Here is a 14,858-nt window from a genome sequence, read left to right as displayed (position 1 = left end):
GGTGTGGTTCAGGTGGAACGGACTGTAGTCAACGGTCCGGGACGATGAAATGCCAATTAATCGGGCCCGGTGCCCGGCTCGGTCCGGTCAGCCCGCGTACCGGGCGAAGATCCTGGCGAACTCGTACGGCTGCTGCGGGATGTTGGTGCACTTGGCCAGCGAGCCGCCGGTGCAGGCGTTGGCGTCGCGGGTGGCGTCCCAGAAGGCCAGCAGGCCCAGGTGGTTCTGCGTGGCGAAGGTCACCAGCTGCTGGGCGGCGGCCTGGTCGTAGACCTGGTGGTCGTCGTTCTCGCCGAGCATCGGGGTGACGCCGACCATGGCCCACAGCTGGGCGTCGCCCTTCGCCGGGTACAGCGCCTTGAGCTGGCCGAACAGCGACTGCGCGGCCTGGACGGCGGCGTTGCCGTAGTCGGTGCCCGCCCGGTAGTAGTCCATCGCCATGATGTTCACCAGGTCGGTGTTCACGCCCGCGTCCCGGGCGGACTTGACGATGGCGACGCCCTCGGCGGTCAGCCCCTCGGGCAGCACGGGCAGGGTGAACGAGACCTTCAGCCCGGGGTGGGCCTGCTGCAGCTTGGCGAGCGCGGCCGAGCGGCGGTCGTTGGCGGCGGTGTCGGCGATCGCCGCGCCCTCGATGTCGAAGTCGACGTAGCGCAGGCCGTAGGCGTTGACCACGGCGTCGTACTCGTTGAACAGCGAGTCCACCGTGCCGCAGGCGGCGGCGAGTTCGGTGCCGCTGGCGCCGCCGAAGGAGAGCTTGACGTCGCCGCCGGCGGCGCGCAGCGCGTCGATCTGCTCCTTGGCCCAGCCGGTGCGCGGGTCGTAGGCGTTGAACCAGCTGGCCTTGCAGCCGACGCCGGTGACGAAGCCCATGGTGTAGCCCTTGAGGTTGCCGGCCTTGGCCATGTCCGGCATCGACGGGGTGGGCCAGGCGCCCATGTCGATGTAGGGCGCGACCGGGAGGGCGACGTTCGGCGGCGGGGTGGAGGGGCCGCCGGTGGGCGTGCCGGTGGGGGTGCCCGGGCCGGTCGGCGGGGTGGAGGGCGGCGTGGACGGGGTGCCGCCGGGGCCGGTGAGCGCGATGTCGTCGGCGAGGTAGGCGCCCTGCCCGTACCAGCCGTGCAGGTACACGGTGACGCTGGTGGTCGTCGGCCCGGTGGTGAGGCTGGTGGACAGCTGCTGCCAGTCGGCGCCGCCCGGGGTCCACACCGCCGGGTCGGTGACGCCGCTGCCGGTGGCGCCGAGGTAGACGTACTGCCCGCGCACCCAGGCGCTGAGGGTGTACGTGGTGTTGGGCCGGACGGCGACGGTCTGGCCGCACTGTGCGGTGTCGCTCGCGCTCGCGGCCCCCTTCAGGGCGTACGTCCCGCTGTGGGCACCGGAGTTGACGATGCCGCCGGTGCCGGCGGAACAGCTCCACGGGCTGAGCGTGCCGCTCTCCAGGCCGCCGTTGGCGAGCAGGTTGCCGTCCGCGGCGCCGGCGTTCCCGGCGAGGGCGGCGAGGCCGCCCGCGGCGAGCGCGGTGGCGGCGGCGAGGCTGAGCAGCTTGGTGCGGCCGGCGGGGCGGCGGTGGGCGGGGGCGGTGTGGGGCGCGCTGGGCATGGGGGTGCCTCTCGGGAACGGTGGGCCGCCCGCGCCGTGAGGGGGGACACGGGGCGGGCGGCAGCACGGGGGCTGGTCCGGTGCGGGGAGGAGCGCGGTGCTGAGCATCAAACTGGACTAGACCAGGTGTGCACGTCAAGCATCTCCCCGCTCCCGGAGGTCCACCGGAGGCGTTCTTCAGGCTGGGTTAAGGCGCCGGGGTGAGGCCGGGCGATGCGAGCCGACGGCTGCTCAGTTGCCGCAGCAGGCCTTGCACTCCTTCACCTGGATGTCGTCGAGCACCGGCCCGTACGGGCCCGCCACGGTGCTGGCGAAGGTCAGCGTGGTGGAGGAGTTGCGCGCGACGAAGCTGAACTGCCGCCCCACGTATCCCATGTCGGCCCTGGTCTTGCCGGTGATGTCGAAGGTGAAGTCCTGGAAGTCCTGGCCGTCGATCTCGGCCCGGCCGGTGCGCAGGGCGGGCCCGCCCGCGGGGTTGCCGGCCAGTGCGTACGTCACCGAGTAGGTGGCGCCGGGGGTGGTGGCGAAGGTCTGGGCGATGGTGCCGGCGCCGGCGCCGTTGAGGTCGAGCGACTGGTCGCCCTCGGCGGCCTGCCAGAAGCCGGCGCCGATCAGGTCGACGCTGCCGGCGGTGATCCGCCACGGGCCGATGCTCTGGCCGGCGGCGAACTCGGTGAAGTTGTTCGCGGGGGCCTTGGGCGACTCGAAGCTGCCGTCGTCGAAGCGGCTGGCGGCGCGGTGCCCGCCGGCGGCCTGGGCCGGGGTGGCGAGCACGGTGGCGCCGGCCACCAGCAGGGCGACGGCGGTGATGCGCAGGCGCGAGACGGACATGGGTTTCCTCCCCAACTCGGACGCGAGGGGCCTGGTCGGCCGCACACAGAGGGTCGACCGCCCCGGACGGCCCTGCCAAGATCGGGGCGGCGGCGCCCGGTGGTGCGACCGGCCGTGGCATATGCCCGTACGCGCCGGTTTGCCGGGTGTTCGCCCGTGGGGGAGCGGGGGAGCCGGGCGGGGTCGTCCGGGGGCGAACTCCCGTGCCGGACGTCCGGAGTGCCGCAGCCGGTGGTGAAGCTCCGGGCGCGCGCCCCGCTCGCACCCCGTGGTGGGTCGATGACCATACGAACGCCAGGTGATGCGATGCGGTGCCGGGTTCGAGTTCGAGTTCGAGTTCGAGCGCACTTGACCTCGAGTGCACTCCAACCGGCAAGCTGGCCGCGTCGATCCACCGCACCACCCGTCACCACCAGATCGGAGCACCCGTCATGCGCAAGGCCGCGTTCGGCAGCAACGGACCCGAGGTCGGCGTCCTCGGCCTCGGCTGCATGGGGATGACCTGGGCCTACGACGTCGGCAACCGCGACGACGACACCTCCGTCGCGGTGATCCGGCAGGCCCTGGACCTCGGCGTCACCCTGTTCGACACCGCCGACATGTACGGCCCGTACACCAACGAGGAGGTGGTCGGCGCCGCGCTGGCCGGCCCGTACCGGGAGCGCGCGTTCCTGGCCACCAAGGTGGGCATCGTCCCCGGCGGCGCGGGCCAGCTGGAGCGCAACGGCCGGCCCGAGCACGTGCGGCGCTCGATCGACGAGAGCCTGCGCCGGCTCGGGACCGACCACGTCGACCTCTACCAGCTGCACCGGGTCGACCCGGACGTCCCGATCGAGGAGACCTGGGGCGCGTTCGCCGAGGCCGTCCGGGCGGGCAAGGCCCTGCGGATCGGGCTCTCCGAGGTGGGCGTCGAGGAGATCAGGCGGGCGCAGGCGGTGCACCCCGTCGCCTCCGTGCAGTCCGAGCTGTCGCTGTGGACCCGGGACGCGCTGGCCGAGGTGCTGCCGTACACCGAGGCGCAGGGCATCGCCTTCCTGCCGTTCTCCCCGCTCGGCCGGGGCTTCCTGACCGGCAGCATCTCCTCCTTCGACGAGCTGCCCGCCGACGACTTCCGCCGCCGGCTGCCGCGCTTCCAGCAGGACGCGCTGAAGGCGAACCTGGCGCTGGTCGGGCGGGTCCGGGAGATCGCCGAGCGGATCGGCACCACCCCCGCGCGGGTCGCGCTGGCCTGGGTGCTCGCGCAGGGCCGGTACGTCTTCCCGATCCCGGGCACCAAGACGCCGCGCTACCTGGCGGACAACGTGGGCGCGGCCGACATCGAGCTGTCCGCGGCCGACCTCGCCGAGCTGGACGCGCTGCCGGTGCCCACCGGCGAGCGCTACTGAGGCCGCTGCCTACCGCTCCCTGATCCAGACCAGCTGCCGTCCGGTCTCCGCCGGGGCCCGGACGGCGGCCTCGGCCACCCGGTCCAGCCGGTAGCCGAGCTTGCGCGGGACGGCCGCGCTGGCCGCGTTCGCCCGGTCGCAGCGGATCTCCACCCGCGCGATCCCGGGCAGCGCCAGCGCGGCCTCGGTCAGCGCCCCGGCCGCGGTGGTCGCGATGCCGCGGCCGACGTGCCGCTCGGCCACCCAGTAGCCGATCTCCAGCGCCCCCGGGCCGACCCGCCCGTGCAGGCCGAACGCGCCGACCACGCCGCCCGGCTCGGCGTCCAGCCAGGCCAGGTACAGGAAGTCGGTGCCGGCCTCCCAGGCGGCCGCGCCGGCCCGGGTCAGCTCGACCGTGCGGGCCGGGCTCGGCGCCTCGGCCGCCCACTCCAGCCACGGCCGCAGGTGCTCCAGGTTCGCCCGCAGCGCCCGGTGCAGCGCCGCCGCGTGGCAGCTGCGGCGCCGGCGCAGCCGGAGCCCGCCGGGCAGCCGCAGCAGCTCGGGCGGCCGCCCGGGGGTCGCCTCGCGCGCCCGGGCCGGGGCGGGGTCGCAGGAGCGTGGCTGTGCGTGGCTCATGGCCGGGATTATGGTCCCGGCCGGAACCGGCCGCCACGCGCGGCCCCCGGGTGCAGGGCGCGGCCCCCGGGTACGGGGCGCGCCCGGCCGGTCAGAGCCGGACCAGCACCTCGTCGAGCTCCTTGCGCCTCAGGTCCGGCACCCGCGCCCCCTCGGCCGGGTAGCCGACCGGGATCACGTACGCGGCGCGCTCCTCCGCCGGGCGGTCGCACACCTCGTTCAGGAACCTCATCGGGCTCGGCGTGTGGGTCAGCGTGGCCAGCCCGGCCTGGTGCAGCGAGGCCAGCAGCAGCCCGACCGCGATCCCCACCGACTCCTTGGTGTAGTACGGGCGCGGCGACCGCGGGCCCTTGTGCACCTCGAACACCACGATCACCGCGGGCGCGTCCTCCAGGAACGGCTTGTGCCAGTCGGTGCCGATCGGCGCCAGCGCGGTCAGCCACTCCTCCGAGGCCCGGTGGGCGTAGAACTCGCGCTCCTCGGCCTCGGCGGCCTCGCGCAGCCGCCGCTTGCGGTCCGGGTCGGTGATCACCACGAACCGCCAGGGCTGGACGTGCGCGCCGCTGGGCGCGGTGTTCGCGGTGCGCACCGCCCACTCGACCGCCCCCTCGGGGATCGGGCGGGTGGAGTAGTCGCGGACGGTCCGGCGCTGCGCCATCACGTCGTGGAACGCCCTGCCGCGGGCCTCGGCCTCGTGGGCGGGCACCGTCATCGGGGTGAGCGGGACGGTCGGGTACGACGCCGCCGCCGGGCTCTCAACGCTCTCAACGTTCTCAACCATGGGCGACAGCACAGCACATGGCGGCCCGCCCGGGAAGAGGTAGAGACCAATTCCCGGGCGCCGGGCGGCGGGGCCGTCAGAGCTCGTGCACCAGCCCGTCCCGGACCTCGATCCGCCGGTTCACCGAGACGGCGTCCAGCATCCGCCGGTCGTGGGTGACCAGCAGCAGGGTGCCGGTGTACGTGGCCAGGGCGGACTCCAGCTGCTCGATCGCCGGCAGGTCCAGGTGGTTGGTGGGCTCGTCCAGCACCAGCAGGTTCACCCCGCGGGCCTGCAGCAGCGCGAGCGCGGCCCGGGTGCGCTCACCGGGGGAGAGGGTGTCGGCCGGGCGCAGCACGTGCACCGCCTTCAGGCCAAACTTGGCCAGCAGGGTGCGCACGTCCTCCGGGCTGGACTCCGGGACGGCGGCGGCGAAGGCGTCGATCAGCTTCTCCTCGCCGAGGAACAGCCCGCGCGCCTGGTCGACCTCGCCGACCACCACGCCCGAGCCCAACGCGGCGCTGCCGCCGTCGAGTTCGAGCCGGCCCAGCAGGGCGGCCAGCAGCGTGGACTTGCCCGCGCCGTTGGCGCCGGTGATGGCGACCCGGTCCGCCCAGTCGAGCTGCAGGTCCACCGGGCCGAGGGTGAAGTCGCCGCGCCGGGCGACCGCCGCGCGCAGGGTGGCGACCACCGCGCCGGAGCGCGGCGCCGCCGCGATCTCCATCCGCAGCTCCCACTCCTTGCGCGGCTCCTCGACCACGTCCAGCCGCTCGATCATGCGCTGGGTCTGCCGGGCCTTGGAGGCCTGCTTCTCGGTGGACTCGGTGCGCTTGGCCTTGGCGTTCTTGTCGTTGTCGCCGCCCTTGCGGCGGGCGTTGCGGACGCCGTGCTCCATCCAGTTGCGCTGCATCTGCGCCCGGGCCTCCAGCGAGGACTTGGTGTCCGCGTAGTCCTCGTACGCCTCGCGGGCGTGCCGGCGGGCCACCGCGCGCTCCTCCAGGTACGACTCGTAGCCGCCGCCGTAGAGGTTGACCTGCTGCTGGTGCAGGTCGAGCTCCAGCACCTTGGTCACGGTGCGGGCCAGGAACTCGCGGTCGTGGCTGATCACCACGGTGCCGGCGCGCAGGCCCTTGACGAAGGCCTCCAGCCGGTCCAGGCCGTCCAGGTCGAGGTCGTTGGTGGGCTCGTCGAGCAGGAAGACGTCGTAGCGGGACAGCAGCAGCGAGGCCAGGCCGGCCCGGGCGGCCTGGCCGCCGGACAGCGCCGTCATCGGCAGGTCGAGGGAGACCTTCAGGCCGAGCGAGTCGGCGACCTCCTCGGCCCGCTCGTCCAGGTCGGCGCCGCCGAGGTCGAGCCAGCGGTCCAGGCTCGCCGCGTAGGCGTCGTCGGCGCCCGGGCGGCCCTCGACCAGGCCCTCGGTGGCCTCGTCCAGCGCGGCCTGGGCGGCCGCCACGCCGGTGCGCCGGGCCAGGAAGGCGCGCACCGACTCGCCCTCGCGCCGCTCCGGCTCCTGCGGGAGGTGGCCGACGTTGGCGCTCGCCGGGCTGAGCCGCAGCGAGCCGCCCTCGGGCGTGTCCAGGCCGGCCAGCAGCCGCAGCAGGGTCGACTTGCCGGCGCCGTTCACCCCGACCAGGCCGATCACGTCACCGGGGGCGACCACCAGGTCCAGGCCGGAGAAGAGGGTGCGTTCGCCGTGGCCGGCGCTGAGGTCCTTGACTACGAGTGTGGCGCTCATGATGAGCCCGATTGTAGGAGGAGCGGGCCGGGCGACGGAAAAGCCCGGGGGCCGCGGCGGTGCTCGCCACGGCCCCCGGGCCGGTCACTCAGCGGGCTCGGTCGGCCCGGCGGCTCACTTCGACTTCTTCGTGAAGTAGTCGAACATGTGCGCCGCCACGTCCTCCAGGTACGGGCCCGCCTCGTAGGTGTTGGCGTTGTTGCCGATGGAGGTGTCGCTGACCAGGGCCGGCTTGCCGTCCTTGGTGGCGTACCAGCCGCCGCCGCTGCTGCCGCCGGTCATGTTGCAGCCGATCGCCAGCATCGCCGGGCGGCTCGGCTCGCCGGGCTTCGCGGCCGGCTTGCCGCCGTCGCAGTGCTCCAGCTCCACGCCGTCGAAGGGCTTGCCGGCCGGGTAGCCGTAGCTGGTCACGGACAGCTGCTCACGCGGGGCGTTGAACCACAGCGGCACCGAGCCGCCGACGGTCTCCTCCAGCGACTTGCCGCCGGTGGGGTTGGCCACCTTGATGATGCCGAAGTCGTACTGGCTCCACGGGCCGCCCTTCTCCGGGTCGGCCTCGGCCGTCCACTGCGGCGAGACCATGCCGGCGGTGGCGTCCCACTCCCCGTACGGCTCGGCGGCGGCCTCGTCGCCCTGCTTGCCGCCGCTCAGCAGGCCGTTGCTGTTGTAGGCCGGGGCGAAGGTGATGTTGGTGTAGTACTTGCCGCCCTTGCCGCCGTGCAGGCAGTGGCTGGCGGTCCACACCAGGTTGCTCTTGCCGGGGTTGGCCGGGTCGGAGACGACGGTGCCGGAGCACACGTAGTCCTCGTTGCCGTCCTTGAAGAAGATCTTGCCGTTGACGTGCAGGTTCTTCGCGAACGGGTGCGCCACGGGCTTCGCCGGGACGACGCTCGGCGCCTGCCCGGGGACGGCCGGCGGCTGGGTGGCGGTCGGCTGGGCCGGCGCGGCGCTGGTGGGCTGCGCGGGCGGCTGGGTCGGGTCCGCCGGCGGCTGCGGCATCGGCTTCGGCTTCGCGTTCAGCAGCTTCTGCAGGTTCCAGTAGCCCTTGACGGCCGGAGTGATGACGTTCGCCTGGGCCCACTTGTCCCAGTCCTCGAACTTCCAGGTCTTCAGCTCTTCGGCGGTCGGCAGCTTGAACGGCGCCGGCTTGCCGGTGGCGCTGCCCGCGACGGTCGGCGCCGTGGTCTGGGCGACGGCCGGGTCGCTGTTGTCGGGGCCGCAGGCGGTGGCGGCCAGCACGGTCAGCGCGGCGACGGAGGCACCCAGGACGGCACGGCTCGACCGGGTTATCGGTGACATGGTTTCAAATCCCCCTGTTGACTACCGCCATGCGTCCCCTTCCGCGGGTACGGCCCCGTGGGAGCCGCAGGCATGGCAGGTCAGGAGTCTGCCATGCGGACGGGCGGCCACCGGCGGCCACCCCCGTCCGGTGCCGGGCTGTCACCGGATCGGCACCGGATCGGCACGGTGCCTCCGCCACGGGCGCGCGGGACCTCCGCCGGCCGGCCGGAACCGGGGCGCGCGGGACCTCCCCCCGCCGGCCGGAACCGGGGCGCGCGGAAAATCGGTTGCCCGTGTCCGCCGGGCCGCCTAGCGTTGCCGACGTCATCCGCCAGACAAGGAGAAGGCCGTTGCTCTACTGAGGTCCTGAGACACCGCCCCGCCGCGCAGGCCCCTGCCGCCGCGCGGTGCGCGAAGTGTGCGACCTCAGTCACGGCCCGTGGCGCCCCTGATCCGCGCCACCCCTTCCCCCCCCCGGCCGTCCCGGTTCCGCACCCGCGGTGTCTTCCCGTGTTGCTCATCACCCCATCGGCAACCACCCGGGAGGCCCCCATGGCACAACCCACCACCGCCGTCCTCTGCACCGACCTGGCCTTCGAATGGCCGGACGGCAAGCCCGTCCTCGACGGCTTCAACCTCGCGGTCGGCCCCGGCCGCACCGGCCTGATCGGGCTCAACGGCGCCGGCAAGTCCACCCTGCTGCGGCTCATCGCCGGAGACCTCGCCCCCACCCGCGGCGCCATCCGGGTGGCCGGTGAACTCGGCTACCTGCCCCAGGGGTTGACGCTCGACACCGGCCTGCGGGTCGACGAGGCGCTCGGCATCCGGGCCGCCCGCGAGGCCCTGCACGCCATCGAGTCCGGCGACACCGACCAGCGCCACTTCGACGCGGTCGGCGACGACTGGGACGTCGAGGAGCGCGCCCGCGCCACCCTCGACCGGCTCGGCCTGCGCCGCCTCGGCCTGGACCGCACCACCGGCGAACTCTCCGGCGGCGAGGCCGTGCTGCTGCGCCTGGCCGCCCTGCTGCTGCGCCGCCCCGACGTCCTGCTGCTGGACGAGCCGACTAACAACCTCGACCGCGCCGCCCGCGAGCGGCTGTACGAGACGGTGGCCGGCTGGCACGGCGTCCTGCTGATCGTCAGCCACGACCGCGAACTGCTCGCGCACGTGGACCAGATCGCCGATCTGCGGGACGGCGACGTCACCTGGTACGGCGGCAACTTCGACGCCTACGAGCACACCCTCGCGGCCCAGCAGGAGACGGCCGAGCGCCTGCTGCGCAACGCCGAGGCCGACGTCCAGCGCCAGAAGCGGGACTTGGTCGAGGCCCGCAGCCGGCTGGAGCGCAGCGCGTCGTACGGCAAGAAGCGCTCGGTCACCCGCAACGACCCGCACATCTTCGCCGGCATGCTCAAACGCAAGGGCCAGGAGACCGCCGGGCGGCTCCAGGGCATGCACACCGAACGGCTGGAGGAGGCCAAGCAGCGCCTCGCCGCCGCCGAGGAGGCGGTGCGCGACGACGCGGAGATCCGGATCGACCTGCCGCGCACCGCGGTGCCGGCCGGGCGCACCGTGCTCACCCTTCAGAAGGTCCGGCTGCCGAACGGCGCCACCGCCGACCTCGACCTGCGCGGCCCCGAGCGGATCGCCCTGGTCGGCGGCAACGGCGCGGGGAAGACCACCCTGCTGCGCACCATCGCGGGCGAACTCTCCCCACTGGAGGGCGAGGTGACCACCCCGGTGCCGCTGCGCCACCTGCCGCAGCGGCTCGACCTGCTGGACGACGGGCTCAGCGTCGTGCAGAACGTCAAGCAGTTCGCCCCCGCCGCCGGGGACAACGCCATCCGGGCCCGGCTCGCCCGCTTCCTGTTCCGCGGCGCGCGGGCCGAGCAGGAGGCCGGCACGCTGTCCGGCGGCGAGCGGTTCCGGGCCACCCTGGCCGCGCTGCTGCTGGCCGACCCGCCGCCCCAGCTGCTGCTGCTCGACGAGCCGACCAACAACCTCGACCTGGCCAGCGTCCGCCAGCTCACCCAGGCGCTCGCCGCCTACCAGGGGGCGCTGGTCGTGGCTAGCCACGACCTGCCCTTCCTGCGTGGGCTGGGCCTGACCAGGTGGCTGGAGCTGGACGGCGAGCTGCGGGGGGTGGATCCGATGTAGCGCCCGCGGTCGGCCCGCCCGGGCGGCCCTACGTCCGGGCGGCCCTACGTCCGGGCGGGCCGCAGCCGGCCGGCGACCAGCGTGCCGAGCCGGTCCAGCCCGACCACGGCGGCGGCGAGCACGGTGAATTCGACGGTCAGCAGGGCGATCTGGCCCCACACGTAGCCGTAGCCCTTGGTGGTCGGGTCGAAGAAGAAGTACGGGTAGGGCGTCGGGTAGTCGTCGAACAGCGCGTTGCGGGTGAGCACGATCGCGGCGTAGCCGAGCGGGAAGGCCAGCCAGAGCGGGATGTCCTTCCAGGCGGCCGCGTTGCGCGGCTTCAGCACCAGCCAGTCGGCGATCACCAGCACCGGCGTGACGTAGTGCAGGAAGAAGGAGGACCAGTGCGCGAGCCGGTCCGGCCCGCTGACCAGCCCGGGCAGCGGGTTGGCGCCGTGCTGCAGCAGGATGTGCGAGACCAGCCCGGTGATCAGGATGTACAGCGTGGCCGCGCCGCGCAGCCGGGGCGCGGGCGCGTCCACGGTGTCGCGCTTGAGCATCCAGTACACCGCGCCGATGAAGTAGCCGAGCACGATCACGTTGCTCTGCACGGTGAAGTACACCAGCGGCGCGGTGCCGAGCGTCAGGCCGAGGCCCGCCGACAGCACGATGGCCGCGCGCCACCACAGCGCGGGGCGGGTCCGGACACTCATGCGGCCACCAGTTCGTTCCAGGCGATACGGGAGGTATCGGGCGGTTCACGGGGGAGCGTCGCACTCTACCCGCGGCTCCGGCCGGGCGGAACCTCGGGGTGGCCGACCCGGCGTCATCCCGCGTTCACCCCCTGGTCACTCGCGTCGCCCGGGGGTGTTCACCCCGGCAGGACGAAGCCCGACTCGTACGCCGCGATCACCGCCTGGGTGCGGTCGCGCGCGCCGAGCTTGGCCAGCACGCTGCCGACGTGCGTCTTGACCGTCTCCTGGCTGACCACCAGCTCCTTGGCGATCTCGCCGTTGTTGAGCCCGGAGGCCATCAGCCGCAGGACCTGCCCCTCCCGCTCGGTCAGCCGCCCGATCGGCCCCCGGTCCGCGGCCGCGGCCGCCGGCGCCTCCCGTCCGCCGTCCGCCGCGCCGTGCCGCAGCGCGAGCTCGCGCACCGCGGCCGGGAACAGCAGCGAGTCCCCGCGCGCGACCAGCCGCACCGCTTGGACCATCTCCTCGGCCCGCGCCCGCTTCAGCAGGAACCCGGCCGCGCCCGCGCGCAGCGCGTCGTACACGTGGTCGTCGTGCTCGAAGGTGGTGACCACCAGGATGCGCGGCGGCTCGGCCATCCCGCCGATCAGCTGCTCGGTGGCCCGGATGCCGTCGATCCCGGGCATCCGGACGTCCATCAGCACCACGTCGGGCCGCAGTTCGCGCACCAGGGGCACCACTTCGGCGCCGTCCGCGGCCTCGCCGACCACGGTGAGGTCGGGTTCGGCGTCGATCACCACGCGCAGGCCCATCCGGACCAGTCGCTCGTCGTCCGCGATCACCACGCGGATCCGGTCGACTGCCTGGCTCTGGTCGTTCATGCGGTTCCTCCCACCGGCAGCCAGACGGCCAGCCGCCACGTCGTACCGTCGTCGTCCGGCCCGGCGGCGCTGCCGCCGCGCAGGGCCGTCGCGCGTTCATCGATCCCGCGCAGCCCCCGCCCGCCGCCGGGGCGGCTGGGGCGGGTCGGGCCCAGCGGGTTGGTCAGTTCGATCTCCAGCCGGCTCCCGGTGACCGCGACCCGCAGCCCGGCCGGTGCCGGGCCGGCGTGCCGCAGCACGTTGGTGAGGCCCTCCTGCACGATCCGGTAGGCCTCGCGGGAGACTTCGGCGGGCAGGGCCCTGAGGCCGGGGGAGAGGTCGGCGTCCACCGTCACCCCGGTGCGGGCGAGTTGGCGCAGCAGGTCGTCCAGCCCGGCGAGGGTGGGCCCGGCCGGTTCGGCGGTCTCCGGGCTCTCCTCGCGCAACAGCCCGAGCACGGTGTCCAGTTCGGCGACGGCGGCCCGGGCGGTCTCCTCGATCGCGTGCAGCGCCTCGGCGGCGAAGTCCGGGTCGCTGCGCAGCACCCGGGCGGCGGCCGAGGCCTGGATGCCGACCGCGCTGAGCGCGTGCCCGACCGAGTCGTGCAGTTCGCGGGCCAGCCGGTTGCGCTGGGCGAGCACGGTGGCCCGGCGTTCGGCGGCGGCCAGCCGCTCCTCCGGGGTCGGCCCGAGCAGGACGGGAGCGCAGCGGGCCAGCAGGGCGCCGGACCCGGCGCTGATGAGGACGATCAGCAGGATGAGGCCGAGCCCGACCGCCGGGCCGGCGAGCAGCCGGCCGGTGGAGCTGCCCGCCCAGGGCGTGGTGTCGTCCGCCTCGGAGATGATCAGTGCGATCGCCCCGGTCCCGCCGCCCAGCGTCAGTCCGGCGACCACCCCGCCGAGGAACACGTGCAGCATGTACCAGAGCGCGGTGCGCCGGCGCGCGGCCCAGGACTGCGAAGGCCCGCCGGCCAGTTCCTCGGGCCGCTCGACCGCGCACAGCGCCCGGGCGGCCGCTCCTTCCAGGCCCCGGACGATCGGTACCAGCGCGGTGATCCCGGCCATCGGCAGCGAGGTGAACAGCGAGCCCAGCAGGACGACCACTTGGTACAGCAGCCCGTCGCCCTGGCCGAACCCGCCGAGGAGCACCACGGAGAGCATCCAGTACGGCATCAGCAGGGCGCCGCCCAGCACCAGGTGCACCCAGCGCAGCAGTGCCTTGTGCCCGACCAGTGCCGCTGTCGCGCGCCGAAGCCGGCTGCTCTCCCCCGTGGTCACTCGGGTGACTCTACGTCAACGGCGGTCGCCGGCGCGGTCCTTCCGGAGGCCAGGGCTCCGCGTTCGGTCAGGGCCAGCGCGCCCGCGACGAGGACCAGCAGCCCGGTCACCACCTGGGCGCACTGCACCAGCGGCAGCAGTCCGGGCACCGCGTGGTGCAGGTCCTGGACCTTGGTCCCGGTCGTGCCGTACATGATCATCAGCCAGGCGCCCCAGCCGACCAGCGAGCCGGAGGCGGTCCAGGCCACCAGCGCCGGCCAGATCAGCCGCCGCTGCGGGCGGAACCGGAAGACCAGCACCAGCAGGGCCAGCGGTGCGGCGATCGCCATCATCGCGGTCACGGCGTCCAGCACGGCCGGGCCCCGGGTGCCGTTGTCGCGCAGGGACGGCGGCAGTCCGGCGTCGCCGCCCGCCGCCCAGTAGCAGCGGGCCGCCGCCACGCCCACGGCGAGCAGGGCGGCGGCGCAGGCCAGGCAGCGCTGCACCGGGATGCTCGGCGAGTCGGGCAGGTCGCCGATCCGCTCGCGCACCAGCGCGCCCCAGCGCCGCCGGGCGTACAGCAGGAAGGCGGTGATCAGCGCGAGCCCCTGGACGCTGAACCCCCCGTACACCAGCGGCGTGACCCAGCCGGCGAGCCCGGAGAAGCCCGGGTCCGGCTGGTGCGCGGCGATGTGCTGCGGGCCGAGCACCAGGTCGGCGATCAGGGAGACCGGCACCCCGATCAGGATGGTCCCGAGCAGTCCGGTCGCCGCCCACATCGGGAACGCCAGCAGCCCGGCCGGGACCCGCCGTCCCCACGGCCGGACGAAGACGAGCGCCAGGGCGAAGGCGATCGCGTCCATCCCGAAGCTCAGCAGGTTCGGCACCCAGAGCTTGTCCAGTGCCTCGGCGTTGTCCGCCCCCACCGAGAACCCGACCAGCCAGAGCAGTTTGAGCATCAGGTACGGCAGGGTCGCGGCCACCGCCGTCCAGGCAGCGCCGGTCCGGACCGTGCGCTCGTTGATTCTCATACCGCCATCGTCCCGTCCGCGCACCGCAGTTGTCTCGCCCCGGCGGCGCGATCGCCCTCCCCCCGGCGGGGGATCCGGCCGTCCCGGACTAGGCCTTGCGGTGGATCAGCCGTCCTTCCTGCGGGTCGGTCCGGCCGTCCGGATCGGGCACCAGGCCGAGCCGTTCGGCGAGCCGCCGGGAGGGCAGGTTGTCGGCGTGGATCAGGGCCGTCACCGGCACGTCCGGGAAGCGCGGCAGCGCCTCGGCCATCGCCGCCCGGGACGCCTCCGCCGCGTACCCCAGGCCCCAGGCGGACGGGCGGTAGCGGTAGTAGAGGTTGAACACCCGCTCGCCGTCCAGGGTGTGCAGGTACAGGCCGGTGAACCCGATGATCTCCGCCGGTTCCGCCCGGGTGGAGACGGCGCAGTACCCGACGCCGTCCCGCTCCCAGTCGGCGACGAAGCCGGCCAGCATCTCCCGGCTCTGCGCCCGGTCCCGGTGCGGGCCGTGCGGGTTGTACCGGTTGGTCTCCGGATCCCCGTGGATCGCGAACACGGCCTCCAGATCGTCCTCCTGGGGCCGGGTCAGCACCAGCCGCTCGGAGACGGTGACGACGGTGCGGCGGCTCTGCTGCTCGGTGGCGGTCATGGTGCTTCCCCCATGTCGTGCGTAATGGTCCCGGTGTACGGTA

General features: G+C 74.1%; 13 protein-coding genes. 2 read left to right on the top strand and 11 right to left on the bottom strand.

Features of this window, described 5'->3' with window-relative positions; translation table 11 throughout:
- Positions 1 to 87: 87 nt before the first annotated feature.
- Both VM95_RS40380 and VM95_RS16485 read right to left on the bottom strand, forming a co-directional pair.
- Positions 88 to 1,602 carry a carbohydrate binding domain-containing protein gene (locus VM95_RS40380; RefSeq protein WP_078860003.1) on the bottom strand — a complete coding sequence of 505 codons (1,515 nt, stop codon included), beginning with the start codon at positions 1,600 to 1,602 and terminating at the stop codon, positions 88 to 90.
- Between the two features lie 231 nt (positions 1,603 to 1,833).
- Complete coding sequence (locus VM95_RS16485; protein WP_045697346.1) at positions 1,834 to 2,433, bottom strand: choice-of-anchor C family protein; 600 nt, start codon at positions 2,431 to 2,433, stop codon at positions 1,834 to 1,836.
- Positions 2,434 to 2,864: 431 nt separating this feature from the next.
- On the opposite strand from VM95_RS16485, the gene VM95_RS16480 reads away from it, so the two are divergent.
- Entirely contained in the window at positions 2,865 to 3,818 is a 954-nt protein-coding gene (locus VM95_RS16480; protein ID WP_045697344.1) for an aldo/keto reductase, read from the top strand.
- Between the two features lie 9 nt (positions 3,819 to 3,827).
- On the opposite strand, the gene VM95_RS16475 is transcribed toward VM95_RS16480, so the two are convergent.
- From VM95_RS16475 to VM95_RS16460, 4 genes are all read right to left on the bottom strand, one after another.
- Positions 3,828 to 4,433 carry a GNAT family N-acetyltransferase gene (locus VM95_RS16475; protein ID WP_052706287.1) on the bottom strand — a complete coding sequence of 202 codons (606 nt, stop codon included), beginning with the start codon at positions 4,431 to 4,433 and terminating at the stop codon, positions 3,828 to 3,830.
- Positions 4,434 to 4,524: 91 nt separating this feature from the next.
- Entirely contained in the window at positions 4,525 to 5,214 is a 690-nt protein-coding gene (locus VM95_RS16470) for a nitroreductase family protein (protein WP_045697342.1), read from the bottom strand.
- A gap of 76 nt (positions 5,215 to 5,290) precedes the next feature.
- A complete protein-coding gene (locus VM95_RS16465; protein WP_045697340.1) occupies positions 5,291 to 6,928 on the bottom strand; it encodes an ABC-F family ATP-binding cassette domain-containing protein in 1,638 nt (545 codons plus the stop codon).
- A gap of 114 nt (positions 6,929 to 7,042) precedes the next feature.
- Positions 7,043 to 8,227, bottom strand: coding sequence for a trypsin-like serine peptidase (locus VM95_RS16460; protein ID WP_045697338.1), 1,185 nt, complete (start codon positions 8,225 to 8,227; stop codon positions 7,043 to 7,045).
- Between the two features lie 534 nt (positions 8,228 to 8,761).
- Between VM95_RS16460 and VM95_RS16455 the strand changes: the two genes are divergently transcribed.
- On the top strand, positions 8,762 to 10,369 hold the full coding sequence (locus VM95_RS16455; protein ID WP_045697336.1) for an ABC-F family ATP-binding cassette domain-containing protein: 1,608 nt from the start codon (positions 8,762 to 8,764) through the stop codon (positions 10,367 to 10,369).
- A gap of 44 nt (positions 10,370 to 10,413) precedes the next feature.
- Here VM95_RS16455 and VM95_RS16450 read toward each other — a convergent pair whose 3' ends face one another.
- From VM95_RS16450 to VM95_RS16430, 5 genes are all read right to left on the bottom strand, one after another.
- Positions 10,414 to 11,061: a Pr6Pr family membrane protein gene (locus tag VM95_RS16450; protein WP_045697334.1), complete on the bottom strand. Its 648-nt coding sequence runs from the start codon at positions 11,059 to 11,061 to the stop codon at positions 10,414 to 10,416.
- Between the two features lie 158 nt (positions 11,062 to 11,219).
- A complete protein-coding gene (locus VM95_RS16445) occupies positions 11,220 to 11,921 on the bottom strand; it encodes a response regulator transcription factor (RefSeq protein ID WP_045697332.1) in 702 nt (233 codons plus the stop codon).
- A complete protein-coding gene (locus VM95_RS16440) occupies positions 11,918 to 13,177 on the bottom strand; it encodes a sensor histidine kinase (RefSeq protein WP_045697331.1) in 1,260 nt (419 codons plus the stop codon). The genes VM95_RS16445 and VM95_RS16440 overlap by 4 nt, the downstream gene beginning before the upstream one ends.
- Positions 13,174 to 14,187, bottom strand: a complete 1,014-nt coding sequence (locus tag VM95_RS16435) for a hypothetical protein (RefSeq protein WP_045697330.1) — start codon at positions 14,185 to 14,187, stop codon at positions 13,174 to 13,176. The genes VM95_RS16440 and VM95_RS16435 overlap by 4 nt, the downstream gene beginning before the upstream one ends.
- Positions 14,188 to 14,275: 88 nt before the next feature.
- A complete protein-coding gene (locus VM95_RS16430; protein ID WP_045697328.1) occupies positions 14,276 to 14,815 on the bottom strand; it encodes a GNAT family N-acetyltransferase in 540 nt (179 codons plus the stop codon).
- Positions 14,816 to 14,858: the final 43 nt, after the last annotated feature.

Origin of the sequence: Streptomyces rubellomurinus, from assembly GCF_000961885.1 — a bacterium.
GTDB classification, from domain to species: domain Bacteria; phylum Actinomycetota; class Actinomycetes; order Streptomycetales; family Streptomycetaceae; genus Kitasatospora; species Kitasatospora rubellomurina.
Note: the sequence above shows the minus strand (reverse complement) of the source record. Positions and strands in the feature narration are given on the sequence as shown.

What these genes read in the sequence shown, in the direction of transcription:
- VM95_RS40380 (WP_078860003.1), bottom strand. Translation starts at nt 1,602, where the DNA reads ATGCCCAGCGCGCCCCACACCGCCCCCGCCCACCGCCGCCCCGCCGGC.
- VM95_RS16485 (WP_045697346.1), bottom strand. Translation starts at nt 2,433, where the DNA reads ATGTCCGTCTCGCGCCTGCGCATCACCGCCGTCGCCCTGCTGGTGGCC.
- VM95_RS16480 (WP_045697344.1), top strand. Translation starts at nt 2,865, where the DNA reads ATGCGCAAGGCCGCGTTCGGCAGCAACGGACCCGAGGTCGGCGTCCTC.
- VM95_RS16475 (WP_052706287.1), bottom strand. Translation starts at nt 4,433, where the DNA reads ATGAGCCACGCACAGCCACGCTCCTGCGACCCCGCCCCGGCCCGGGCG.
- VM95_RS16470 (WP_045697342.1), bottom strand. Translation starts at nt 5,214, where the DNA reads ATGGTTGAGAACGTTGAGAGCGTTGAGAGCCCGGCGGCGGCGTCGTAC.
- VM95_RS16465 (WP_045697340.1), bottom strand. Translation starts at nt 6,928, where the DNA reads ATGAGCGCCACACTCGTAGTCAAGGACCTCAGCGCCGGCCACGGCGAA.
- VM95_RS16460 (WP_045697338.1), bottom strand. Translation starts at nt 8,227, where the DNA reads ATGTCACCGATAACCCGGTCGAGCCGTGCCGTCCTGGGTGCCTCCGTC.
- VM95_RS16455 (WP_045697336.1), top strand. Translation starts at nt 8,762, where the DNA reads ATGGCACAACCCACCACCGCCGTCCTCTGCACCGACCTGGCCTTCGAA.
- VM95_RS16450 (WP_045697334.1), bottom strand. Translation starts at nt 11,061, where the DNA reads ATGAGTGTCCGGACCCGCCCCGCGCTGTGGTGGCGCGCGGCCATCGTG.
- VM95_RS16445 (WP_045697332.1), bottom strand. Translation starts at nt 11,921, where the DNA reads ATGAACGACCAGAGCCAGGCAGTCGACCGGATCCGCGTGGTGATCGCG.
- VM95_RS16435 (WP_045697330.1), bottom strand. Translation starts at nt 14,187, where the DNA reads ATGAGAATCAACGAGCGCACGGTCCGGACCGGCGCTGCCTGGACGGCG.
- VM95_RS16430 (WP_045697328.1), bottom strand. Translation starts at nt 14,815, where the DNA reads ATGACCGCCACCGAGCAGCAGAGCCGCCGCACCGTCGTCACCGTCTCC.